Here is a 23,351-nt window from a genome sequence, read left to right on the forward strand (position 1 = left end):
CGCGACCGGCAGAACGCGTGTGCGGTGCGGTAGCGTCGAGCGAGCTCGTCCAGGGAGGTGGCGCCGCCCCTGAGAGCGAGGCGGTCCTCGACGTCCTCCCGATTGGGAACCCAGTTCTCGCGCCAATTGACCGCCAGACCGTTGACGAGCCCCTCGCGCTCGGCTCGACCCAGGGGCTCGAACAGGTCGGGCCGCCACTTGTCGGGGGTGAGGGGAACGGGCCCGCGCAGACGCGGGAACTGCACATGGGAGAGAGGGCCCTTCACTGGACGAATGCTGGTTTTCGTTGGAATTATGCGGATCCTTGACTGCCCTCAAGATCAGTTGACGGGCTCCCATGTGCGCCGAGGGGGGTCTACGCACATGGGAGCAGCGTCTCGATTGCCGCCGAGATCTCATTTCCGCATGATTCCGCGGTTCTGGGCGGCACGGCCCGTGCGTGAATGTGCAGCTTCCAATCATCGCCGCTCACAGGCTCCCGACCGGCTCCCGACGGCGCCGCACTCATCCCTCCCCGACCACGTTGAAGCCGCTCCGGCGCCGATCCCGACTAGGGACACGCCCCGGAACGAGCTCACGGCGCCTCGGGCACCCCGCGGGCGTGGCTGCAGCCCCGGCCGCTCCCCGAATCATTCACCCAGAAGTCCGGAGCCGGCTCCGGGTCTGCTCTACGTGCGCCCCTATCCACTCGGCCACAGGCGGCGGCATGCGCTCCCCCGCGCCATCGGCCCAGGCGTCGCAGAAGCGCTCAAGAGTCTCGTCGACGATGTTGAGAACCTCCCCGTCCCCCACGCGCAGCAGGTCCTTCAGGCGCGCGAAGTGCTCGCGCGAGACCTCGGAGAGCCGAGCTGCTCCGAAGAAAGGCAGCCCGAGCTCGGGGTCGCCTGGAGCGGGCAGGTAGACGGCTGTGCACACGAGGTCGTAGGCGGGCGAGAGCCGGGCCCGTTTGCGGTCGGGGTAGATGAGGGACCAGTTCTTGAGGTGGGCGTCGCCGTTGCCGACCAGCAGGTTGAAGACGGTGCGCCGCACCATCTCCCGCAGCGAGGCCCGGTCCTGCCCGCGGTAGGCGATCGCCGCAACGGTCTCCACAGAGGACTGGTACTTGCCCTCCCCGGAGCCGAAACACCCGAGGACCTGAGCGAAGTCCTCCATATGCACCCGGCCGCCCACCGACCGGTCGAAGCGCCGCACCATGTACGCCTCGACCTCATCCGAGGGCCAAGTCCCCGCCCCGAGATCATCCAGCCGATCGCGCCGCACCATCCGAGTCTCGGGAACCTCGATGCCGACATCACGCGCCAGCCCCATGACGGCGAGCTCATTGGCGGGCAACCTCGGAAAGGCGGCATCGGGAACCTTGACGATCCAGTCTCCGCCCTCACCGTGCGCGGGGAGCACGATCCGGTCCCCGTCCTGCCGCATGGAGAGCTTCATCCCCATTCCGGCCAGGGAAAAGCGCACGCGACTGCTCACTTCCGGAGTACGAGCCGAGTCCTCAACCGAGCCGTCGAGACCCGTATCGATATGAGTCTGCGGGTCCGGAACAATCTCAACCGCTCCCGGCAGATCACGACCGATCCGCACGAGCAGGTCGATCTCCCGGTAGGAGCTCACTCCCTGCTCTCGGGCAATAAGGTCTCGCAACCGTCCCTCGGGAAGCAGGTTAGAGAACCAGGCGGGCACACGATTCGTGGCGTGCGGCCGCCTGTTCGGGTGGTCCTCGAACCACCTGCCGAGGACCGCACGGTCGGGACGGTCCCAGTAGTCGCTGTCAAGGATGAACTTCGTAAAGGAATCTCGACGATAAATATCACCGACGTGCACACCATGAAGAAGGACCGCGTAGACCGCCTCGATCACGATCTCACACCTTCTACCGCCTCCGCGGCGCCGCCGTCGAATACCCAGTCGTCGAGCGGGGGAGAGTCCTCGTGCCCGTACGCGGTACGAGCCATAATAAAGCCCTCAAGGTAGCGGTGCAGCACCTCGGCCCTGAGCCGGACCGCCTGGTCGTACTCGTTACTCTGCAAAAGCTGCAGGATATCCTCATTCAGGAGCAGGGAGTCGAGATCGGATCCATCGTCCAGAAGTGCGAGCAGCTGGCGCCGGTCCAGAACGGAAATGGCTTTACTCGCGGCGACGGCGGCGCCCTCGCACAAGGAGGAGGGCGGAACAAGATCGGCGACCACAGCGCGCGGGGTCGTCTCCCCCTCCAGCTGAGCGTTCAACATCTCCACCGTCATCGGCTCACCCGTATCAGGATCGACCGGGTCCCGGTTCCACATCGCGGTGAGAACAACCTTGCTGTCCGCACGCGTCGCCCGGAACACGCCGAGGTCGGGAACCTGCGGCGCGCTCTTCAGAGTCGCCGCGCCAAGGAGCCGCTGGACTGACGCCGACCCCTCGCCAGGGGTCAGACACGCGGCCATATCACGCAGATCGGTCTGCGACCCGTTGATGCCGAGCTCGTCAGCGCCGACACTTGTACGCCAGAACCAGCGTCGGAGCAGCTCAAGGTTACGGTCATGAGGCTCCGGGAACAAGGCGAAGAACCTGGCCAGGACAAGCAGCTGGAACCGGAACGGCAGGAAGGTCATGTGCGGGATACCGCACTGCTCCTGAAGGAAACGTACGGCAGCGACCAGCGCCCGCTCTGTCGCCACATAGGCCTCCTCTTCGCTCTCGCTCGGGAAGTCGCTCACAAGACGACGGCTGGGAGCGAACTCTCCGTGAACATCTCGAGTGATATCCGTGTGGCGGCGCACCAGGAGCGCCTGCACAACGACCTTGTTCGCAAGCACGCCGAAGTGAGTCTGCTCGTCGACGTGCGCGGCGATCCCCGACGTCGTCAGCCCCGCGTCCGGCCCGCCGTGGATGGCATCAAATATCTCCGCGGCATTGAGCTTTTTTCCACGGTTGTTGATCCTGTCGAAGACCTCCCGGAGAACCTGCTCGTCAGCGTCCTCCATAATCGTGGCAGGGACTGAAACACCCGCAAGTCGCCCCGCGATCTCCTGGATGTGAGGGGCGAAATCAGTCCCGTCCGGGTTGTCTCTCAACCATGCCAGCGCCCGCCCGAGATCGAACAGGTCGGGCAGCGGGACGACAAGAGGAGGGTCGGGCTCGCGGAGCGGCACAACCTTCCTCTCCCTCAGGGAATAGCCGAGAGCGAACCGAGGGTCGTGTGACCCCACAGGATCGACAACATTGACGAGGCTTGTCACCCGCTGCTGCCCGTCCACGACCCACAGGGCGTCCGGCATCTGCCCGGCCTCGATATCCAGGGCACCGATCCGCAAACGCTCGGCCCCGGCCTCACGCTTCCAAAGGAGCAGACTGCCAATGGGATACCCGCGGAGCACCGAGTCAACAAGATTGAGAACATCTCGCCTCTCCCACCGGAACGACCGCTGGAACTGCGGCACCCGCAACCGCCCAGCCTTCACGAGGTCCCGCAGCCCCGCGATGCTGTAGCTCTGGCTGGTTGAGAGCGCCTGCGCTTCGTCCATGCGCCAATTATGCCGGGTGCCGCCGACACGCTCGGAGAACGCTCCCGAGACGGCGCCGCCCGCCCCTCAGCACTCCACGACGTTGACGGCCAGGCCGCCGCGGGAGGTCTCCTTGTACTTGGCGAGCATGTCCTCGCCGGTCTGGCGCATAGTCTCGATAACGGTGTCCAGGGACACGGTGTGCCGCCCCTCGCCCCACAGCGCCATGCGGGCGGCATTGATGGCCTTGACGGCCGCCACCGCGTTGCGCTCGATGCAGGGGATCTGCACGAGCCCGCCCACCGGGTCGCAGGTGAGCCCCAGGTTGTGCTCCATGGCGATCTCGGCGGCGTTCTCCACCTGCGCGGGCGTCCCGCCGAGCGCCTCCGCCAGCCCGGCCGCAGCCATGGACGACGCCGAGCCCACCTCGCCCTGGCAGCCCACCTCCGCCCCGGCGATCGAGGCGTTGGTCTTGATGAGCGCGCCCACGGCGGTCGCGGCGAGCAGGTAGCGGCGCGCCCCGTCGTCGTCGGCCCCGGGGATGAAGCGCTCGTAGTAGGCCAGGACGGCGGGGACGATCCCCGCGGCCCCGTTGGTCGGGGCGGTGACCACGCGCCGCCCGGCGGCGTTCTCCTCGTTGACGGCCAGGGCGAACAGGTCCACCCAGTCCATGCCGCGCAGCGGGTCGGCCATGGTGAAGGCGGCGGCCGGCCCGGTGGACTGGGCGAGCAGCCGCTCGTGCAGCGCCTTGGCCCGACGCCGCACCCCCAGTCCCCCAGGCAGCGTGCCGTCGGCGGCCAGACCGGCCTCGATGCAGGCGGTCATGGTCTCGCGCAGCCGGTCAAGGTAGGCGAGCACCTCCGCCCGCGGCCGGGCCGAGACCTCGTTGGCCATGACCGCCTCGGAGACGCGCAGCCCCTCGCGCTCGCAGACCTCCAGGAGCTCGGCGCCCGAGGAGAACGGGTAGGGCGCCGGGGTGGCGTGCATCTCGGCTGAGGCGGCGGTCGCCAGGGCCCGGATCGACGGCGCGCCGGGGGCTCCGGCGTCCTCCATGACGAAACCGCCGCCCACCGAGTAGTAGGTGCGGCGCAGCACCTCCTCGCCAGCGGCGCAGTAGGCGGTGACGGTCAGCGCGTTCGTGTGGTACGGCAGGACCCGGCCGGGCAGGAAGCGGATGTCCGTGGCCGGGTTGAAGGGCAGGGCCCCGACGCCATCGACGACGAGCTCGCCGGCCGCGGCCACATCCTCGTGCAGGCCCCGGCAGATCTCGGGCGGCACGGTCTCGGGCTCGTAGCCGGCCAGTCCCATGACGACGGCGCGGTCGGTGGCGTGGCCGCGGCCGGTCGCGCCGAGCGACCCGTAGAGCTCGACGACCAGATGGGTGACGGGCCCATCCGGGCGTCCTTCCGGGGCCAGCCGCCCCGCCGCGGCCCTCCGCCCGGGCTCACGCGCTCCGACGACGGCGTCGGCCAGCTCGCCGGCGAAGGCGCGCCCGGCGCGCATGGGCCCGACCGTGTGGGAGGAGGAGGGCCCGATGCCAATGCGCATGAGATCGAAGACGCTCAGCGGGCGCGACGCTCGCTGCGCCGTGATCTCACCTGCCAGCAGGGCCGCCGGGGTGGCGGCGTCCAGACCGGTGGGGACGGGCGTCGTGTCGAGGCCGTTGTCGGCGGACAGAGCCGAGATCGTTGACGGCGTGGGCAGGGCGAGCGGTCGGTCACTCACAGCCTCGACCTGCTCGGCCCCCGCGAGGTCGCGAATGGTCATGACGCCATGATGCACCAGTGCGAGCCGGTATGGTGGCCTCGTGCTTGCGGTTCCTCCCACCCCAGATCGTCCCGCAAATGTCGACGCGTCCCCCGGCGCGCTCGTCGTGCGCCAGTTCTTCGCACACCTGTCCTCTGAGCCGCAGATCTTCACCGCGGCGTTCATGATCGGCCGCGCCCCCGTCTGCGCCGTCATCGTCTCGCACCCGAGGGTGTCGCGCGAGCATCTCATGGTGGAGCCGACGCCGGTCGGCTGGCGCGCGACCTGCGCAGCGGGCCGCAGCATGCTCATTGACGGCCGCTGGGCGACATCGGCGATCCTGACACGGGAGACGCGCATCCAGCTGGTCGACCAGTTCGGACCGCTCATCTCCCTGACCCCTACCGGCGGCGCGCTCGGGCCAGGCGGCGCTCCCGTCGGTGCCGTTCCCGCTGCCCCGCCCCGGCCGCCCACCAGCGTCGCCCCCACCGGTATTCCCGGCCCGCCCGGGCCGCCCACCGGCGGCGCTTCCGCTGCCCCGCCCGGGCCACCCGCCGGCTTCCCTCCCACCGCCGCCGTTCCTGCCAGCGCCGGCCCGCCCGCCAATGGCGTTTCCGTCGGCCCGCCCGGGCCGCCCACCGGTGCCAGCCCACCCGGGCCGCCCACCGGCGGCCTCCCCGCCAGCGCCGCCAGCGCACCTAGCGCCGCCAGCACTGTCATGCTCGGGTCCGGCGGCGCTAGCACGTCCGGGCCGCCCGAACCCACCGGCGTCACCTCCGCCGGCGGCGCCGCGAGCGGGGATCTTGCCGCAACAGGCGAGGTCACGATCAGTGGGTCGGGGACGATCGGTCGGCGTCCGGACAACTCCTTCATCGTCAACGATCCCACGATGTCGGGGCGGCACGCGCGCGTGGACGTGACCCCGCAGGGCGCGGTCGTCACGGATCTCGGGTCGACCAATGGGACATTCGTCAGCGGCCAGCGGGTCGATCACTATGTTGTGACCGAGCCGACGGTGTTCGGCATGGGATCGACATTCGTCCAGGTCGACCCCAATGGCAAGTGCAGCATTCCCGTACCCGTCAATAGCGGTGAGCTGGTGGGTAAGGATCTGACGTTCAGTGTCAATGATGGCAGGCTGCGTCTGCTGGACGGGGTCTCGTTCAAGCTGCCGGGCAATGAGCTGCTGGCGGTGGTGGGTCCCTCGGGGGCGGGCAAGTCGACGCTGCTCAAGGCGCTGACCGGTGAGCAGAAGGCGCAGGCGGGGCAGGTGCTGTTCGACGGGCTGGACGTCTACGAGCACTATCCGGTGATGCGCAACAAGATCGGCGTGGTGCCGCAGAACGACGTGATCCACTCGGCGCTGACGGTGCGGCAGACCCTGGAGTACGCCGCCGAGCTGCGCTTCGCCAAGGACGTGTCCCGGGCGGAGCGGCGCGGGCGCATCGACGAGGTGCTGGAGGACCTGGACCTGAGCGAGCACGTGGGCAAGCGGGTCAAGAGGCTCTCGGGGGGCCAGCGCAAGCGGGTCTCCACGGCGATCGAGCTGCTGACCCGCCCGAGCCTGCTGTTCCTGGACGAGCCGACCTCGGGGCTGGACCCGCAGCTGGACCGCGACGTGATGGAGCTGCTGGCGACCCTGGCGCACGGGACGCGTCCGGGCGACACGGGGCGCACGGTGATGGTGGTGACCCACAACGAGAACCACATCGACCGGGCGGACAAGGTGCTGATCCTGGCGGCGGGGGGCAGGCCGGTGTACTTCGGCTCCCCGCGCCTGGTGGTCCCCTACTTCCGCGAGCGCCTGGCCGAGCTGCGGGCCGCCGGGCAGCTGGTGGTGCGCGCGCCGCGGGGCGGGTTCCCCGACCCCGGGCAGATCGAGGGGTTCGCCGACGTGTACGCGCTGATCCGCAACCACACCGACGTGCTGCGCGCCCACCTGGAGGCGGTCGAGCCCTCCACGCGGCGCGGGGACGGGCGGCGCATCCCCACCGCGCTGTCGGCCTCCCGCCCCAAGGCCCCCCAGCAGTCCGCCGCCCGGCAGGTCTCCACCCTGGTGCGCCGCCACGCGCGCATCATCGCCGCCGACCCCTCCTACCTCGCCTTCATGCTCGTCCTGCCCGTCATCATGGGCCTGCTCACCAAAGTCATATCCGGCAACGACGGCTTCGCCAAACCCGAACATGTTGTCCTCGACGCCGTTCAGGCGCAGCAGGAAGGCCCCAGCCCGGCCGTCACCCTACTGGTCATCCTCATCACGGGTGCGGCCTTCTCGGGCATGTCCGTGACGATTCGTGAGCTGGTGGGGGAGCGGGACGTGTTCCTGCGGGAGAAGGCGGTGGGGCTGCGCGCGGGCGCCTACCTGGTGGCGAAGATGATTGTGCTGGGGCTGATCGTCACGGTGCAGACGGTGCTGATGATGGGGATCGCCCTGGCGCTGAACAAGCATCCCTCCGGTGCGGTGCTGCTGGGCAGCCCGGGCCTGGAGCTGGCGGTGTGCTGCTGGGCGGTGGCCTTCGCCTCGGGCCTGCTGGGGCTGGCGGTCTCGGCGTTCGTGTCCTCCTCCGAGCAGGTCATGCCGGTGCTGGTGGTCTCGATCATGGGCCAGCTGGTCCTGGCCGGCGGCGTGGTCCCGATCACCGGGCGGGCCGTGTTCGAGCAGCTGTCCTGGCTCATGCCCGCGCGCTGGGGCTACGCCATGGCCTCCTCCACCATCGCCATGAACGAGATCATCCCCTACCGCGCCGACGACCTGTGGGAGCACACCAAGCGGCAGTGGCTGACCGACTACGGGTTCCTCACGCTCATCGGCCTGGTCTGCATGATCGCCTGCTACATCGGCCTGGCCCGCCGAGGACGCCGCTGACACAGCCCGACGCCGTCCGGTGCAGCCAGCGGCACATCACCCGCGGTGCGGAGGCTGCGGGGCCCGTGCACCCTCGATGCGGAGCAGCAGCCCAGGCGGCCCTGGCCCCCGCCCGCACCAGGACCGATCTCGACGCGGAACTCGACCGATCTCGACGCGGAGGTGAACCGATCTCGGCGAAGGGGCGGGCATCCCGTTGGGCGGGGGCAGGCCGGGGCCCATCCGAGCGCACCACTCGGATGGGCCCCGGCCGATCACCCGGCGCTCAGTCGGTCGAGCGCACCAGCCACCAGGCGGCGTAGGGGGGCACGGGCACCTGCCCGTCGCCGGAGCCCTCGAGCGTCGTCGAGTCGGCCGGGACAGTGCCGGTGAGCATGTCGACGGCGCCCAGCACCCCGTACTCGGCGAGCCGCCAGGCCGGCACGCTGCGCCAGTCGGGGGTCACGTTGTACACGCCGACGAAGGAGCCGCGTGGGTGGTCGCGGTAGGTGACCAGCACGCCCTCGTCGTCCACGGGGGCGACCACCGTGCGCACGTTGGCGCTCAGCTGCGGCAGGCTCGCCCGCACCTCGCCCAGGTGCGCCAGATCGGTGAAGACGCGCCCCTCGACGGTGGAGCGGTCGTGGCGGTGCTCCACGCGGGACTCGTCCAGGACGGGGCGCCCCGACCACCGCGAGTCGGACTCGTGGCCCGGCTCGGTGTCCCAGTTCGGGTCGTTGAACTGGCCGAGCTCGTCGCCGCTCCAGATGACCGGCACCCCGCCCCAGCCGTAGATAATGGCGTTGGCCAGCCGCAGGGCGTTGAACCGCTCCTCCAGCCAGGTGCGCAGCTCCTCCTCCTTCCAGGCGGGCGTGGACTCGTCAATGCCCTCGACCGCCTCGGCGGCGGCCTCGATGCCGATCAGGCTCGCGGCGGTGCCGGCGATGCGGCGGTCGTTGGTGACCGGGTTGTACTGGAAGACCAGGCCGCGGGCGTCGCTCATGGGGTAGGTGCCGCGGTACCAGTCGGCCAGGAAGACGCGGTGCCAGTAGCCGTTGAGGCCGACCGCCTCGGCGTCGGCGTCACCAATGGCCCAGCCGATGTCGTCGTGGCAGCGGATGTAGGTGATCCAGGTGGCCGTGGGCGGCTCGACGGGCAGCGCGTCCAGGGCGTGCGCGGCGAGCGTGACGCTGCGGGTGGCGAGCATGGACCAGATCTGGACCATGAGGGAGTTGTGGTAGGCGAGGTCGGAGACCTTGCCCGTGTACTTGCCCTGGCCGAGGTACTGGAGGAGCTCGGTGGGGGCGACGATCGCCTCGGCCTTGAGGTCGACGGCGGGGGTGGCGATGCGGGTGATGGCGCGCAGCACCTCGGTGATGGCGTGGACCTCGGGCTGCCCCTGGCAGTCGGTGCCCTTGCGCTTGATGGTGAAGGCGATGGCGTCCAGCCGCAGCACCTCCACGCCCCTGTTGGCCAGGTTCATAATGATGGAGACGAACTCCTCCATGACGTGGGGGTTGCGCCAGTTGAGGTCCCACTGGAAGGAGTTGAAGGTCGTCCAGACCCAGCCGCCCATCTCGTCGTTCCAGGTGAAGTTGCCGGGGGCGAAGTCGGGGAAGATCTCCGGGAGTGTCTGCTCGTACTCGTCGGGCTCGGTGCGGTCGGGGTAGACGAAGAAGTAGTCGCGGTAGCGCTGCTCGCCCGCCCGGGCGCGCTCGGCCCACTCGTGCTCGGCAGCGACGTGGTTGAGGACGAGGTCGATCACCAGGCTGATGCCGTCGCGGCGCAGCTCCGCGGTCAGGTCGGCGAGGTCGTCCATGTCGCCCAGGTCGGGCCGCACGGAGCGGTAGTCGGCCACGGCGTAGCCGCCGTCGGAGTCTCCCGGGCGCGGGGTGAGCAGGGGCATGAGGTGGAGGTAGGACACGCCCAGCTCGCGCAGGTAGGGGATGCGCTTCATGACGCCGCGCAGGTCGCCGGCGAAGCGCTCGGTGTACCCGGCGTAGCCGATGCGGGAGGGGTCCTGGACCCAGGTCGGGTCGAGGGTGCGGGCCAGGTCGAGGTGGCGCAGCTCCGGGATGCGCTCGACATAGGCGCGGGCGGCCTCGGCGAGCAGCTTGGCGGCGGTGCGCGTGGCGACGGGCTCGCCGTAGAGCGTGGTGAGGCCGTCGGCGACGTCGGGGTACCAGCGCTCGATCCGGGTGGTGAGGACCTCGCGCTCGGAGCGGGCGAGGTCGGAGCCGGACAGGACGGCGTCGACGGCGTCGCGGACCTCGCAGGGGATTGCGGCGGCGGTACTGCGGTCGGACCAGGTGGACTCAGGTGCGGCAGGGGCGGGTGTGGTGGCGCTCATGGTCCTATAGTGGCCGATGTGATCATCGTTTGGCAGGTTTTCAGAGCCGTGAGTTGGCCCGAACATCGATCCCGCCGCCCCCAGGACGCTTACTACGCTCCCTTGTTCCTTACTGTACGAGGAAAAGGAGCGTAGTAAGGGACAAGGGAGCGTAGTAAGCGACGCTACGCCCGCAGGGCGGCGTCGAGCCGTACGCAGGCCCAGTCCCAGGCGAGGCGCTCCTGCTCCAGGCGCAGCCCCCTGTCCACCAGCATCTCCCAGGCCTCCCGCTCGGGCGCGGTCAGACGGTCCGGCGGGCGCAGTGAGGCGGCGCCCGAGGGGCTCCTGGCGCCCGAGCCGGGGTCGGGGACGGCCAGGTGCCGCCACCGCCGCAGGGTCTCCCCGTCCATGGCCAGGGAGCGGGCGCGGGGCGCCGCGGTGCGCAGCGCGGCCAGGATGCGCAGCCCATCGACGTCGAGGTCCCCCCAGTAGACCAGGGTGCGCGCCCCGCGCAGCCAGCCGATCCGCGCCAGGGCGGCGGCCGAGTAGCCGTGCCCCCACACCGCTACGGCGCCCGGGCGCTCCTCGAGGGCGAGGAAGGTCGCCAGGTTCTCCACGACGACGACCGCCTCCGGCCCGCCCGGCGGGTGCGGCGGCAGTGCTGCCGCCCGCTGTGCAGCCGGGACCGGTGGCGCGGCACCGGCCGACGGCGCCGCCCAGAGACGGTCGATCTGCTCGATCGGGGCGCTCATGTCCCGCGGCGCCCCGGGGACGAGACCGCGGTCGAGCAGGCGGATGCGGCAGACGGCGGGCAGCGGCCGCAGCCCGAGCGCCTCCTCCAGGCCGCCGGGCGCAGCGGGGCCGGGCGCGCCCGCGGGACCGTTCGCCCCGGCCCGGGTGTCCAGCCCGCGCAGCACCGGCACGAGGACGCGCAGGACCCGTCTGTGGCGCTCCAGCCACTTGGAGTCCATGCCCGCGATGGGGATCTGTCTGAGGTAGAGGCCCGAGGCGTCGTTGTCGGCGAGCCAGGCCAGGGCGGCCAGCAGGCGCTCGACGTCGTCGTTCTCGTAGGAGGCCACGGCCCCTATGACCGAGCGCACCGCCGCCGCGAGCGCCGTCCGCTCCGCTCCGCCTCCCGCCCCGTGCGCCCGCCCCAGGGCGAGCAGCCGGGCCGCGCGGTCGCGGGCGCGCGCCCAGTCGTCCGCGCGTCCGGCAGCCGAGGCGATGGCGTCGGCGCCCGTGAGCACGGCCCGCACGGGGACCTGCTGCGCCCCCAGCGAGGCCCAGCTGCGCGTGCGGCGCTCGACGACGACGTCGCGGCCGGCCTCCCGCACCCGCCAGGCCGCCGCCCAGTCGGCGACGGCCTGGGCGCCGGCCAGGGCCTCGCGCTCGGTGGGCGGGGCGAGCCCGAGCACGAGTCGCGCGCTTTCGGCCGCCTCCGGGTCGACTGCCCAGGCGGCCGCCGACCGCCGGTAGGCCGCCGCGGCCCGGGAGCGCAGGTCCTGCGGGGTCCTCACGTCTTCTCGGCGAGGGCCTCGAAGAGGTCGCCGGTGTCCGGCGGGGCTCCCGCCCCGGGGGCGGCGGGGGCCCAGGACGCCCGGTGCGCGCTGCGGGCGCTGCTCCCGGCGGGCGCCTCCTCGGCCGCCTGCCGGGCCCGAACCGCCGGCGTGGTGCGGGTGACCGGGCCCGCGGGCCGCAGCTCGGCCTCGTTCGGCCCGTCGAACAGGACGGCGGCCAGGCGGGAGTCGTCGCCGGCCGGGGAGTTGGTGACCATGGCGGCGCCCCCGACGTGGTCCTCCAGGGTCTGGAGCATCTTCATGGGCGTGGCCAGGAGGAGCTGGAAGCCGAAGCCGCGGAAGACGTCCAGGCCGGCCCGGGTGAACTCGGCGTCGGTCTTGTCGAAGGCCTCGTCGAGGACCACCAGCGCGTACCCGGGCAGCGCCTGCCCGGGCTCGGTGAGCTGGTAGCGCAGCGCGGCCGCCAGGCAGAAGACGACGAGCTTCTGGCGCTGCCCGCCCGACAGGCCCGCGGCCCCCTCGTAGTAGTCGACGGCGATGCCCGAGGCGTCGCGCTCCACGGCGGTGAAGGACACGTGCAGGCGGGTGTCCAGGCACTGGCGCCTCCACGTCTCGTCGCGGGGGTCGGTCGAGCCCAGGCGCGTCATGACGGAGTTGAGGACGGCGAAGCGCGCCTCGGCCTCCTCGGTGGTCTCGTCGGCCAGGTCGAGGCTGCCGGCGGCGATGGTGGCCAGGTCCGTCAGGAAGTCGTGGACGACGGGCAGCCGCCGCTCGGCCACCTCGATGTGCAGGTGGTGGCCCGGGGAGTACTCGGTGGCGCGCAGGGCGTCGTTGACCGGGCCGATGCGGCTCCTGACCTGGCTGACGGCGCGCCGCACCTCGCTGGCGAGCTGGCCGACGTTCTGCCGGGACTGGTTGTGGAGGAGCTCGGCGAAGCGGCGCTCGAAGCGGGGCAGGCCGTCGCTCTGGAGGCGGTCCAGCAGGTCGAGGTAGTCGCCCAGGAAGGCCGCCTCCGGGCGCACCTCGCTGCCCGGGACGGGCCAGCGCTCGGAGAAGCGCACCATAATGGCGCGGGCCTCGCCCAGGCCGCGGCTCTCGGCCTGGGAGGCGCGCTGGTTCTCGTAGGCGATCTGCTGCTCGACCTCGCGGGCGGTGGTGTCCACCTCCGCCAGCCCCGCGTGGCGGCGGCGCGAGCGGAACCGCTGCTCCAGGTCGGCGAAGAGGGCCTCCCGCTGCGCCTGGGGAAGGTCGGACCAGCGGGGGCCGGCACCGTCGGCACGGGCACCGCCGGAGCGGGCTCGGCCCTCATCGCGCCGGCCGGCCCCGCGGGCCCCGCCGTCGAAGCGGGCCCCGCCGGAGCGACCAGCCCCGCCGGCGGCCTCGGCGCGCACCCGCTCCTCCTCCCGCTCCCGGCGTCGTCGGGCGATCCCGGCCAGAGCGGCCTCGGCGTCCTCCAGCCGCGAGCGCTGGACCTGCTCCTCCCCGGCGAGCCGGAGGACCGCGTCCCTGGCCCTGTCCTCGGCCAGGGACGCGGCCGCGGCGCGCGACTCGAGCTCGGCCAGGCCCGGCAGCGCCTCCGCGGCGCGGGCGCGCTGGGCGACCAGGTCGGCCTCGCGGGCCCGGGCGCCGTCGATGTCGACCTGCTCCCAGGTGGCCTCCAGGATGCGCAGGCACGCGTCGCGGCGCTCCCGGGCGGCCGACCGCGCCCGGTCCAGCGCGGCGAGCTCGACGTCAATGGCGTCCAGGCGGGCCGAGACCCGCCGGCCCTCGGCGACGACCTGGTCGAGGCGCTCGGCGGGGTCGACTCCGACCGTCCAGTTGCGCGGGTCGGTCAGGTCGCGGCGGTCGTCCTTGAGGTGGCTGGTGCGCGAGGACTTGACCTGCCCGGCGCGGGTGACCCCCCGGTCCAGGCCGACCAGGTCGCGCGCGTCCCGGACGCAGGCGTGGTCGAAGCGGCGCATGATCTCGGCGTCGAGCCACCCGGCGTGCTCGGAGCCGGGGCGGGGCCGGATGCGGCGGGCCAGGGCGTCGGCGCCCACGGGGCGGACGCGCCGGGCGGGGGCCATGCGCTCGTAGGCGAGGCGGGCGCGCAGCCTCCTGGCGTCCACGGCGTCGGCGACCTTCCGGTAGAGGTGCTCGGGGACGAGCATGGTGCGGGCGAAGGGGGCGACGACGGTCTCGACGGCGACGCGCCACTCCTCCTGGCCGGGGACGAGCTCGAGGACCTCCCCGGCGAAGGGCAGGGCGGCGGGCGCCTGCCCGACGGCGTGGGCGATGGTGTCCCGGGCGCGCAGCAGGTCCGCGCTCATGGCCGAGCGCGAGGCGGTGACCTGCTCGGCGCGCTCGCGCAGCTCGCGGCGCTGCTCGACCAGGGCGATCTGCTCGGCGCGCAGGGCGCTGCGGGCATCGTCCTGCTCGCCCTCGGCGCGCTCGGCGCGCTCGATCTCCTTCGCCGCGGTGCGCTGCAGCTCGGCGAAGGCGGCGCCCTCCCCCGGCGTGGAGGCGCCCAGGATGCTCAGCTGGGCGTCGAGGAAGCCCCGGGCCTGGGCGATGTGCTCGACGGTCTGGCGGGCCGCCTCCAGGCGGGCGTCCAGGGCCGGCAGGTCCTCCCCGACGCCGCCGGCCAGGGCGAGGCAGGCGGCCTCCCGCTCCCGGCGAGCGTCGGCCTCGGAGCGGCGGGCGGTGGCGAGCTCGTCGGCGAGGCGGTCCAGGGCGCGGCGGGCCGTGTCGGCGGTCTGCTCGTGGAGGCTCGTCTTGAGCCGCTCCAGGTAGGGGTCGATGGCGGCGCGCAGCTGCTCGGTGCGCTCCTGGCTGCGGCGCGCCTCGGCGATGCGCTCCTCGAGGGCGCGCAGCGGGGAGAGCAGCGCCTCCTGGTTGCGGGCCTCGACGACGGAGGCGTGGGCCTCGCGCAGCTCGGCGAACTGCTCGACGGCGGCGGCCGCCATGGCGAAGGTGTCCGGCTCGTCGAGCATGAAGTCGCGCAGGAGGGTGTCCAGGCTGGAGAGGTTCTTGGCGGACTGGGTGCGGTGGAGCAGGCGCTGGGCGACCTCGCCGGACAGGCCTAGGCGCCGTCTGAAGCGGGCGGCGAAGGCCTCGTAGCGCTCGAAGCGGGTGGCGCGCCCCTTCAGGTCGCGGCTCAGGGCGCGCTTGTCGATGCCGTTGGCCAGGTACTCCATGAGGTCGGTGAGGTCAATGCCGCCCTCGACGAGCAGCTGGGTCTGGGTCACCGAGTCGGCGGAGGCCGAGCCCTGCCTGGCGTGGTAGAGCTTGACCAGGGTGATGGTCTCCTCGGGGCGCAGGCGCGTGAAGGTCAGGGCGATGCCGCTGCGGGTGGCGCGCGGGCGCAGGTAGTCGGTGACGACCTCGCCGGTGATCTCGTCGGCGCTGCGCCGGTAGGCGCCGCGCACGTAACTCAGCACGGAGCGGGAGCGGTCGCCTGTGGAGGACTCCTGGGCCGCCGCGTTGAAGCGCAGGTTCTTGGCCGGCACGAGGACGGCCGACAGGGCGTCCAGCAGAGAGGACTTCCCCGAGCCCGAGGGGCCGGTCAGCAGGAGCCCGCCGCGCGGAACCGTCAGGTCGTGGTGGCCGGAGAAGGTGCCCCAGTTGTAGACCTGGATGCGGGCCAGGCGGTGCTGGGAGTCGGTCTGCGGTGCGGGCAGGGAAACGGCTGCCGGGCCGGTCGGGCCGGTCGCCGGGCCTGCTGCGGAAGCCGGGCCTGCTGCCGCACCGGCTGGGCCTGCTGCCAGGCTCATAGCTCGCTCCTCTCCCCCGGTGCGCCCTCATCGCCCGGGCCGCCGGCCTCCTGCGGGGAGGCGGCCCGGCGTCCGGGACCGGCGGCCCGGCGTCCGGCGTCGGAGGTGCCGCCGCCATTGGCCCGGGGCCCTCCGCCGGAGGGGCCGGCGCCGTCGTCGAGGGAGCCGCCCTCCCCGCCGCCGTCGGCCCGGCCGTCCCCGCCGCCGTCCGAGGCATTCCCGGCTCCGTCGTCCCCGCCGCCGTCCTCGCCCAGCAGCCGGCGGTACTCGGCGGCCACGGCGGCGACCTCGTCGGCGGAGAAGACCAGGGCCAGCACCGGGGAGATCTCGTAGCGCTCGGGCACGTCGGTCTCGCGCAGGAGGGAGGCCCGCTTGAGCTTGTCGATCGAGGAGCTCACGCGGCGCATGAACCCGGAGTGGTCGGTGGACACGTGCGGGCGGTAGACGGCCAGGTGGTCGTCGATCTCGCCGCGGTCCACGAAGACGCGCTCGCCCGGCGTCGTCGTGCGCAGCAGCAGGGTGCGCAGGTGGAGCAGCAGGACGGTGTCGACCAGGGTCAGCGGCAGGGTGCGCATGACCGAGGGGGACTCGCCGGTGGGGTCGTGGGCGTTGCGGGTGAAGGCCAGGCCCGCCTCCCGGTCCAGGACGAGCTCCAGGAAGAGGTCGCCCAGACGGCGTCGTATGGCGGCCTCGTCGGCCAGCAGGGAGTTCCACAGCTCGGGGTGGAGCTCGGCGGTGAGGTAGGGCCCCTGGAGGAGGCGCACGAGGGTGCGCCGGGTGCCTCGGGGCAGCGAGCCCGGGTCGCCGTCCCACAGCGCGCCGGGGTTGGCGCATCCGGCCTGAGCCGGCGGGTCCTGACCCGATGCGTCCTGGGCCGGTGCGACATGGGCACTCATGCGTCTCCTGACTTCTCGGTGCGGTCGGTGAACAGGAAGCGGGGGATGCGGGCCGAGCGCCGCCTGCCGCTGGAGGTCGTCCAGGCCACGGCCTCGTCCCCGGCGACCTCCTGGCCCCGACGACGGGCCAGGAGCAGCAGGCCCACGACGCTGGCCAGCCCCTGGGTGGCGGGGCGGTCGGCCAGGACCTCCCCGACAGTGGCCGCGCCGCGCTCGGCCAGGACCGCCTCGACGGAGTCGACGAGCTCGGCCAGGTCGATCTCGCTGGCGCGCACGACCCGGCGCACCTCCTCCAGGTCGAGGCGGGCGGCCTCGTGGCTGCGGATCTCCTCGGTGACGGCCGTGTCGGCGGGGTTGCGCATGCGCCACGAGCCGATGGAGGCCATGGGGACGCTGGTGAGTGCAAGGTCGACGCCCAGCTGGGTCTGCGGGGGCGTGTGGGCGGCGACGCGGGCGGCCAGGCGCTGGGCCTCGGCGAGCTCGGCGCCGAGCCTGCGGTGCTCCTCGAAGGCGCGCGACCTGACGAAGCGGTTGAGTGAGCGGGACAGGCCGGTCATGGTGCGGCGCACCGAGGCCGACTCCTGGGCGAGGGCGGAGCGCCAGCGGCGCAGGAAGCGCAGGTCGGCGTCCGGCAGGCGGGCGGTGAAGTCGCGGTCGAGGACCGTCTCCAGGTCCTCGTCCAGGCGGGCGGAGGACTCCGGGTCCATGAGCAGCTCGTGGAAGCCGAGGAAGGAGCGGCCGGCCTCCGAGCTCTCGATGCGGTCGACCCCGCGGAAGACGTCGTCGAGAACCTCTCCGCGCGAGGAGTCCAGGGAGACGATGCGCTCGCGCAGGGAGCGGTTGAGGACCGTGATCTCGTTGCGCACGCGGGCGAAGTCCCCGGGGATCTGCTCGGCCAGGGCGACGATCTCGGCCAGGCGCTCGGCGGCCTCCGGCCCGTCGAGCGGGGTGAACTCGCCGGCCTCGGCCCGCGCGATCTCGGCGTCCAGGGCGTCGCGCTCGGCGCGCAGGGCGCTCAGGCGCCCCGAGGCGGTGGGGTCGGAGTCGCGGGCCAGGCGGCTCACCTGCGCGGAGATGGTGGCCAGGCGCGACTGGGTGACGACGGCGCGGGGGCGCTCGGAGTGCACCAGGAAGCGGATGGCGGCCTCGGCGGGGGCGGACAACTCGTAGGTCTCCTCCCGGGCGCCGGGGGCGGCCGAGCGCACCAGGACACCGGCTCGGCGCCACTGGTCGCAGTAGGCCCGGGCGATGCGCGAGGCCTCCACGCCCGCCTCGCGCAGGGCGGTCAGGTCCTCATCGACCAGCTCGTGAAGCTCGGCCACGGGCCTGCGGCGCACCTGCCCGCCCAGGTGCTCGGCGAGGATCGCGGCGGCCATGGGGCCCAGGTCGGTGCGCAGGAGAGCCAGGCCCGGGTCCTCGCGCGCCAGGCGCGTGAGCCGGAGCGCGTCCGCGACGACGCCCTGGGTTCCCATCGCCCACCTCCTCGTTGTGCGCCTCGCCGGCTCGGGACGCCCGCCCGTTGCCGGACCGTTACCGGTACGAGCGTAGCGACTACCACCGGCACGGGGGCGGATCTCGCGCGGCGATCGGCCGTCTCACCGCGCGCCGTCGCGCACGACGGCGTCGTACCGGGCCCGGTTGCCCAGGACCTCCTCGGCGTGTCCCTCGGCCCAGGCCCGCAGGGCGCCCATGGGCTCGGCCAGGGTGGTGCCGAGCGGGGTGAGCGCGTAGTCGACGCGCGGCGGCACGCCGGGCGCCTGGTCGCGGGTGACGAGCCCGTCTCGCTCCATGGAGCGCAGGGTCTCGGTGAGCACCTTGGGGGTGATGCCGCCGACGGCGGCGCGCAGCTCGCCGAAGCGGTGCGGGCCGCGGGCCAGGACGGCGACGACGAGCGGCGTCCACCGGTCGACGACGTGCCGCAGCACCGTGCGCGAGGGGCAGGCCGGGGCCAGGATGTCGTAGTCATTGAGAGGGGCGCCGAGGGGGCCGCGCTCGGTCCTGGCGCTCCCGGCGCTCCCGGTACCACCGCCGCTCCCGGCGACCCTGCTGTCACCGGCGTTCTTCCCGCTTCCGGTGCTCCTGCCGTCACCGCCGGCCCTGGCGCCCTCGGCGGCCCTAGCGCCCTCTCCGCCCCGGCCGGCCGCGACCGCCGGGTCCCGTGCACGCTGCGACACACCATCCCCCTTAGTTACCTTGAGGTACTTCATATCTGAAACATACCATGATGATGCTACTACGGGCGACTCGCCCCCGCACCCTCGCTTTCAGGAGCATCCATGAAGATCACCGTCATCGGAGGAAGCGGCGCCACCGGATCGGCCGTCGTCGCCGAGGCCGCCCGCCGCGGCCACACCGTCACCTCGGTCACCCGCTCGGGAACGCACGCCGAGGGCGCGGCCGCCGACGTCGTCGCCGACCTCGCCAACACCCCCGCCGCCGTCGAGCTGGTCAACGCCGCCGACGCCACCGTCATCGCCGTCTCCCCCGACCGCACGGGCGGGCCTGCCCAGCCCCTGGTCGACGCCTTCGCGGCGCTCATCGCGGCGCGGCCGACCGGCCGTCTCGTCGTCGTCGGCGGGGCCGGGTCGCTGCTCGACGCGGACGGCCGCCGCCTGGTGGACGACCCCGCCTTCCCCGAGGACTACCGGGGCGAGGCCCTGGCCCTGGCCGAGGTCCTCGAGCTCTTCCGCGCCGCGGGCGACGCGGTGGCGTGGACCCTGGTCTCGCCCGCGCCGGACTATCCGGTCGCGGAGTCGAGCGGCGCCTACATCAGCGGCTCCGACTCGCCGGTCGGTGAGATGCTGTCCGCCGCCGACATGGCCCTCGCCCTGGTCGACGAGGCGGAGCGGGACGCCCACCGCGGGAGGCGCTTCACCGTCGCCGGCGCCTGAGCGCACCGCGTCGAGATAGACATTTTCGTACGAGGTAGACGGTGTCACCGTCTACCTCGTACGAAAATGTCTATCTCGACCACCTGGCAACACCGGCGGGGCCGGCGGGGCGGCCCGATTAGCGGCGGACCAAGGTCACAGGGCACGCTAGTGGCATGACAGCCACGCCCGACACCCCCCAGCGGACCACTCCGCCCATCGCCCTCGCCATCGCCGGATCGGAGGCCTCCGGCGGCGCCGGCGCCCAGACCGACCTCAAGACCTTCCACCAGCTGGGCGTCTTCGGCTGCACGGCCCTGACCTGCATCGTCTCCATGGACCCGAAGGCCGGCTGGGACCACCGCTTCGTGCCGGTGGACCCGCAGGTCATCCACGACCAGATCGAGGCCTGCGCGGGCGTCCACACGGCGATCGACGCCGTCAAGATCGGCATGCTCGGCACCGCCGCCACGATCGACGTCGTCGATGCGGCCCTGGAGGAGTACCGGTTCCCCAACGTGGTCCTGGACCCGGTGCTCATCTGCAAGGGCCAGGAGCTCGCCTCAGCCCGCGCAGTGGACGACGCGCTGCGCTCCAAGATCCTGCCGCGCGCCGCCATGGTGACCCCCAACCTGTTCGAGTCGGCCACCCTGGCCGGCATGGAGGAGATCACGAGCGTGGCCGACCTCAAGGACGCCGCCAGGCGCATCCACGACCACGGCGTGCCCAACGTGCTCGCCAAGGCGGGTCCGAGCCTGGGCACCGGCACAGCCCTCGACGTCTTCTATGACGGCGAGACCCTGGAGGTCCTGGAGGTCCCGGCAGTCGGGACTGAGCGGGTGCACGGCGCGGGGTGCACGCTGGCCGCCGCCGTGACCGCCGAGCTGGCCAAGGGCGCGACACCGCTACAGGCCGCCATCACGGCGAAGGATGTCGTCTCGGCCTCCATCGGCATGCGCGGCAACATCCCCTTCACCTACGTCTACCAGGGCTGGTACGCCAGCTGAGGGCTGGTCGCCGAGAGCGGTCGGCCGGGCGCTGCCCGCGGGACGCCCGAGCAGGCCCCGGCCCGTCCCCTTCGCCGAGATCGGTCGATTTCCGCGCCGAGATCGGTCCGGGGAGTCCGGCGGAGCGCGAACCGGGCACCGTCGGCTCCCGCCGGGCCGGGCTGGCTGTGCAGCCCCCGGCCCGCGTGTGCTCTTCACCGCATCGAGCCCATAGGCTAGTCTCAGTATTGGCGTCGCCGTCTGGCCGCCCCACCTAACGACGACCCAATTGCCCGAAAGGTTCCCGCGGATGGCCACGTCATTCAAGGATTCCCTCGCCGTCCTGGCGAAGGCGCGCTTCCCCATCCTGTACGTGGAGACCTTCGAGGAGCGCCGGGCCCTGGCCGAGATCCAGGCGACCGTGGGCCCCGGCGGGCTGCTCCCCTCGCCCCGCCCTCTCCACACGTGGAGCATCACCGCCGGTCTCGTGGACCCGGAGGGCAAGTCGGCTCCGGGGACGACCGACCCCCTGCGCGCGCTCGACGCCGCGCAGCACACCGACCACACCGCCACCTTCGCCTTCCTCGACCTCCACGCCCACCTCGGGGACGGGGCGCGCCCCGCCGATCCCGCGATCGTCCGCAAGCTGCGCGAGCTGTCCATGGACTTCCAGAACGGCGCCCTTCCGCGCACGCTCATTGTCGTGGCGCCGACCCTGAGGATCCCCCCGGAGCTCGAGAAGGACATCCACATCCTCGACTTCCCGCTTCCCGATGAGACGGCGCTGCGCCGGATCCTCGACAATCTCATCGACGCCAACGCCGGGAACCGCCGACTGCACATCTCCCTGTCCGAGACCGACAGAGACCGCCTGGTGCGCGCCTCCCTCGGCCTGACCGAGTCGGAGGCCGAGGGCGCCCTCGCGCTGGCCATGGCCACCGACGGCGTCCTGGACGCGAGCGACGTGGACACCGTCCTTCAGGAGAAGAAGCAGGCGGTCCGCAAGAGCGGGCTGCTCGAGTACGTCGACACCGACATCGACCTCGACGGCGTCGGCGGGCTCGACAACCTCAAGCGCTGGCTGTCCCGCCGCGACAGCTCGTGGCTGGCGGAGGCCAAGGAGTACGGCATCCCCGCACCGCGAGGCGTGCTCATCACCGGCGTCCCCGGCTGCGGCAAGTCGCTGACCGCGAAGGCCATCGCCGCCACATGGCGGCTGCCTCTGCTGCGCCTGGACATCGGCAAGGTCTTCTCGGGCATTGTCGGCTCCAGCGAGTCCAACCTGCGCATGGCGATCCGTTCCGCCGAGGCCGCCGCCCCGGCCGTCCTGTGGGTCGACGAGATCGAGAAGGGCTTCGCCGGCGTTAGCAGCACGGGCGACTCGGGCACCGCCTCGCGGGTCTTCGGCAGCTTCCTGACCTGGATGCAGGAGAAGACGACGCCCGTCTTCGTGATCGCCACATCGAACAACGTCCAGTCCCTTCCTCCCGAGCTGCTGCGCAAGGGCCGCTTCGACGAGATCTTCTTCGTCGACCTGCCCGCGCCCCGTGAGCGCGAGCAGATCTGGAGCCTGCACGTGCGGAAGCACATCGGTGCGGCCCCGCACCACGCCGGTTTCGTATTCGACGACGCCCTGCGCGCCGACCTGGTGACGGTCACCGAGGGCTTCTCCGGCGCGGAGATCGAGCAGGCCGTCGTCGCCGCGCTGTTCGACGCCTTCTCCGAGCGCCGCGAGATCCGTGGGGGCGACCTGCGCCTCGCGGTGGAGCGGTCGGTGCCCCTGAGTGTCACCCAGGCGGAGTCCCTTGCGAGCATCCGGGTCTGGGCGAGCGAGCGGGCCGTCTCGGCGAGCGACAGCAGCGCGGGGCCACCCCTCCATTCTCCCGGCCACCCGACGACGGCGCCCACCGGGGGCGCGGCCCCGGCGGCGCGCAACGAGCCGGCCGGCCGACGCGTCGAGTTCTGAAGAGTGGCCGCATGAGTGTCGAGATTGTCCTCATCCCCCTGGCGATCGCCATTACGGCCGCGACGCAGTCCTACAAGGCGCGTTCCGCCGGGGCTTCCGCGAGCAACGAGATGCACGTCGAGTCCCGGATGCGCGACGGGGGCCTGCTCGCCGCGTCCCTCCAGGAGCTCGGCGCCGTCGTGCGCCAGGGGGGCGACGACGTGCTTCTCGCCGAGACGGCCGCCGGCGGCGTCACCATGAGCCGGAACGCCGCCGGTCTGTGGACCGCGCGCTTCCCCCGGACGTGGGCGCCCGAGCGGGCCCGGGCCTTCATCGAGGACCTGGACCGCACCTACGGCCTCCAGGTCCAGCAGGCGGTCATCCGACGTCTGCAGGAGCGCGCCCCGCAGGCCGGCATGCGCGTCACGTCTCAGAGCGTCGACGACGATCGCGTCGTCACCCTCGTCATGGAGGTCGAGCACGAATGAGCGCCAAGAAACGCGCGCTGAAGGTGTCGGTGGCACCGGACGGCACCATTACCGCCGAGACGATCGGTTTCACCGGGAGCACGTGCCTGTCCCAGATCGGGGCGCTCGAGGACCTTCTTGAGGCGACCACCGTCCGCAGCGCGTTCACGGACGAGTACTTCACCACTCAGACCACGACCCAGGAAGGCGCGACCCTTGCCACTCGACAGGATTGACGCTCTCGTCTCTCAGAAATCCGCACTGTGGAAATTATGGCACTCATTATGGATCTTGGTGGTCGGAATCGGCTTCGGCGTCTTCTCCATCCTCGGCTGGCTGTGGGCCGGGGCGAAGGCGAAGTCATCCGGCGTCTGGCGCGCCGTCCTCGTATGGGCGGTCGTCACAACGGGTCTCTTTTTCTCGATATTCATGGCTGGTAGCGATAAGACATCGATCTGGAACGGTATCGGCTCACTCCTCCTCATCTTTACCTGGTTCGGCTCCCTCATC

General features: G+C 72.2%; 16 protein-coding genes. 6 read left to right on the forward strand and 10 right to left on the reverse strand.

What is annotated here, in order from left to right; translation table 11 throughout:
• Positions 1-633: 633 nt before the first annotated feature.
• The 3 genes from AIF0345_RS15950 to AIF0345_RS15960 form a co-directional block, all read right to left on the reverse strand.
• Positions 634-1,860 carry a type II toxin-antitoxin system HipA family toxin gene (locus tag AIF0345_RS15950; protein ID WP_285296694.1) on the reverse strand — a complete coding sequence of 409 codons (1,227 nt, stop codon included), beginning with the start codon at positions 1,858-1,860 and terminating at the stop codon, positions 634-636.
• Positions 1,857-3,509: a DUF262 domain-containing protein gene (locus AIF0345_RS15955; protein ID WP_285296695.1), complete on the reverse strand. Its 1,653-nt coding sequence runs from the start codon at positions 3,507-3,509 to the stop codon at positions 1,857-1,859. Before AIF0345_RS15955 ends, AIF0345_RS15950 begins: the two co-directional genes overlap by 4 nt.
• Before the next feature lie 66 nt (positions 3,510-3,575).
• Entirely contained in the window at positions 3,576-5,255 is a 1,680-nt protein-coding gene (locus AIF0345_RS15960) for an L-serine ammonia-lyase (protein ID WP_285296696.1), read from the reverse strand.
• Between the two features lie 283 nt (positions 5,256-5,538).
• On the opposite strand from AIF0345_RS15960, the gene AIF0345_RS15965 reads away from it, so the two are divergent.
• Positions 5,539-8,100: an ATP-binding cassette domain-containing protein gene (locus AIF0345_RS15965; RefSeq protein ID WP_404976018.1), complete on the forward strand. Its 2,562-nt coding sequence runs from the start codon at positions 5,539-5,541 to the stop codon at positions 8,098-8,100.
• Positions 8,101-8,365: 265 nt separating this feature from the next.
• On the opposite strand, the gene AIF0345_RS15970 is transcribed toward AIF0345_RS15965, so the two are convergent.
• The 6 genes from AIF0345_RS15970 to AIF0345_RS15995 all read right to left on the reverse strand — a co-directional run bounded on the left by AIF0345_RS15970 (position 8,366) and on the right by AIF0345_RS15995 (position 18,747).
• Entirely contained in the window at positions 8,366-10,429 is a 2,064-nt protein-coding gene (locus AIF0345_RS15970; RefSeq protein ID WP_285296697.1) for an alpha-amylase family protein, read from the reverse strand.
• 164 nt (positions 10,430-10,593) lie between these two features.
• On the reverse strand, positions 10,594-11,925 hold the full coding sequence (locus AIF0345_RS15975; protein WP_285296698.1) for a DUF3322 and DUF2220 domain-containing protein: 1,332 nt from the start codon (positions 11,923-11,925) through the stop codon (positions 10,594-10,596).
• Positions 11,922-15,677 carry an ATP-binding protein gene (locus tag AIF0345_RS15980; protein WP_285296699.1) on the reverse strand — a complete coding sequence of 1,252 codons (3,756 nt, stop codon included), beginning with the start codon at positions 15,675-15,677 and terminating at the stop codon, positions 11,922-11,924. The genes AIF0345_RS15975 and AIF0345_RS15980 overlap by 4 nt, the downstream gene beginning before the upstream one ends.
• A complete protein-coding gene (locus tag AIF0345_RS15985; protein ID WP_285296700.1) occupies positions 15,674-16,573 on the reverse strand; it encodes a DUF4194 domain-containing protein in 900 nt (299 codons plus the stop codon). The genes AIF0345_RS15980 and AIF0345_RS15985 overlap by 4 nt, the downstream gene beginning before the upstream one ends.
• Positions 16,570-18,045: a DUF3375 domain-containing protein gene (locus AIF0345_RS15990; protein ID WP_285296701.1), complete on the reverse strand. Its 1,476-nt coding sequence runs from the start codon at positions 18,043-18,045 to the stop codon at positions 16,570-16,572. Before AIF0345_RS15990 ends, AIF0345_RS15985 begins: the two co-directional genes overlap by 4 nt.
• A gap of 123 nt (positions 18,046-18,168) precedes the next feature.
• Positions 18,169-18,747: a winged helix-turn-helix transcriptional regulator gene (locus AIF0345_RS15995; protein ID WP_285296702.1), complete on the reverse strand. Its 579-nt coding sequence runs from the start codon at positions 18,745-18,747 to the stop codon at positions 18,169-18,171.
• A gap of 102 nt (positions 18,748-18,849) precedes the next feature.
• Between AIF0345_RS15995 and AIF0345_RS16000 the strand changes: the two genes are divergently transcribed.
• From AIF0345_RS16000 to AIF0345_RS16020, 5 genes are all read left to right on the forward strand, one after another.
• Entirely contained in the window at positions 18,850-19,464 is a 615-nt protein-coding gene (locus AIF0345_RS16000) for an NAD(P)-dependent oxidoreductase (RefSeq protein WP_285296703.1), read from the forward strand.
• A gap of 155 nt (positions 19,465-19,619) precedes the next feature.
• The gene (locus AIF0345_RS16005; RefSeq protein ID WP_285296704.1) at positions 19,620-20,450 is read left to right on the forward strand and encodes a hydroxymethylpyrimidine/phosphomethylpyrimidine kinase; all 831 of its coding nucleotides are present in this window, start codon (positions 19,620-19,622) and stop codon (positions 20,448-20,450) included.
• Positions 20,451-20,739: 289 nt separating this feature from the next.
• Positions 20,740-22,395 (forward strand): AAA family ATPase, encoded by a 1,656-nt coding sequence (locus AIF0345_RS16010; RefSeq protein WP_285296705.1) that lies wholly within the window; start codon positions 20,740-20,742, stop codon positions 22,393-22,395.
• Between the two features lie 11 nt (positions 22,396-22,406).
• A complete protein-coding gene (locus AIF0345_RS16015; protein ID WP_285296706.1) occupies positions 22,407-22,862 on the forward strand; it encodes a hypothetical protein in 456 nt (151 codons plus the stop codon).
• A complete protein-coding gene (locus AIF0345_RS16020) occupies positions 22,859-23,077 on the forward strand; it encodes a DUF2997 domain-containing protein (RefSeq protein WP_285296707.1) in 219 nt (72 codons plus the stop codon). Before AIF0345_RS16015 ends, AIF0345_RS16020 begins: the two co-directional genes overlap by 4 nt.
• 12 nt (positions 23,078-23,089) lie before the next feature.
• On the opposite strand, the gene AIF0345_RS16025 is transcribed toward AIF0345_RS16020, so the two are convergent.
• Positions 23,090-23,350 (reverse strand): hypothetical protein, encoded by a 261-nt coding sequence (locus AIF0345_RS16025; RefSeq protein ID WP_285296708.1) that lies wholly within the window; start codon positions 23,348-23,350, stop codon positions 23,090-23,092.
• Between the last annotated feature and the right edge of the window lies 1 nt (position 23,351).

The sequence above is a fragment of the Actinomyces israelii genome (genome assembly GCF_030253495.1).
Classification (GTDB): domain Bacteria; phylum Actinomycetota; class Actinomycetes; order Actinomycetales; family Actinomycetaceae; genus Actinomyces; species Actinomyces israelii.

What these genes read in the sequence shown, in the direction of transcription:
- AIF0345_RS15985 (WP_285296700.1), bottom strand. Translation starts at nt 16,573, where the DNA reads ATGAGTGCCCATGTCGCACCGGCCCAGGACGCATCGGGTCAGGACCCG.
- AIF0345_RS16010 (WP_285296705.1), top strand. Translation starts at nt 20,740, where the DNA reads ATGGCCACGTCATTCAAGGATTCCCTCGCCGTCCTGGCGAAGGCGCGC.
- AIF0345_RS16025 (WP_285296708.1), bottom strand. Translation starts at nt 23,350, where the DNA reads ATGAGGGAGCCGAACCAGGTAAAGATGAGGAGGAGTGAGCCGATACCG.
- AIF0345_RS15965 (WP_404976018.1), top strand. Translation starts at nt 5,539, where the DNA reads ATGCTCATTGACGGCCGCTGGGCGACATCGGCGATCCTGACACGGGAG.
- AIF0345_RS15955 (WP_285296695.1), bottom strand. Translation starts at nt 3,509, where the DNA reads ATGGACGAAGCGCAGGCGCTCTCAACCAGCCAGAGCTACAGCATCGCG.
- AIF0345_RS16000 (WP_285296703.1), top strand. Translation starts at nt 18,850, where the DNA reads ATGAAGATCACCGTCATCGGAGGAAGCGGCGCCACCGGATCGGCCGTC.
- AIF0345_RS15990 (WP_285296701.1), bottom strand. Translation starts at nt 18,045, where the DNA reads ATGGGAACCCAGGGCGTCGTCGCGGACGCGCTCCGGCTCACGCGCCTG.
- AIF0345_RS15960 (WP_285296696.1), bottom strand. Translation starts at nt 5,255, where the DNA reads ATGACCATTCGCGACCTCGCGGGGGCCGAGCAGGTCGAGGCTGTGAGT.
- AIF0345_RS15980 (WP_285296699.1), bottom strand. Translation starts at nt 15,677, where the DNA reads ATGAGCCTGGCAGCAGGCCCAGCCGGTGCGGCAGCAGGCCCGGCTTCC.
- AIF0345_RS16020 (WP_285296707.1), top strand. Translation starts at nt 22,859, where the DNA reads ATGAGCGCCAAGAAACGCGCGCTGAAGGTGTCGGTGGCACCGGACGGC.
- AIF0345_RS16005 (WP_285296704.1), top strand. Translation starts at nt 19,620, where the DNA reads ATGACAGCCACGCCCGACACCCCCCAGCGGACCACTCCGCCCATCGCC.
- AIF0345_RS15970 (WP_285296697.1), bottom strand. Translation starts at nt 10,429, where the DNA reads ATGAGCGCCACCACACCCGCCCCTGCCGCACCTGAGTCCACCTGGTCC.
- AIF0345_RS16015 (WP_285296706.1), top strand. Translation starts at nt 22,407, where the DNA reads ATGAGTGTCGAGATTGTCCTCATCCCCCTGGCGATCGCCATTACGGCC.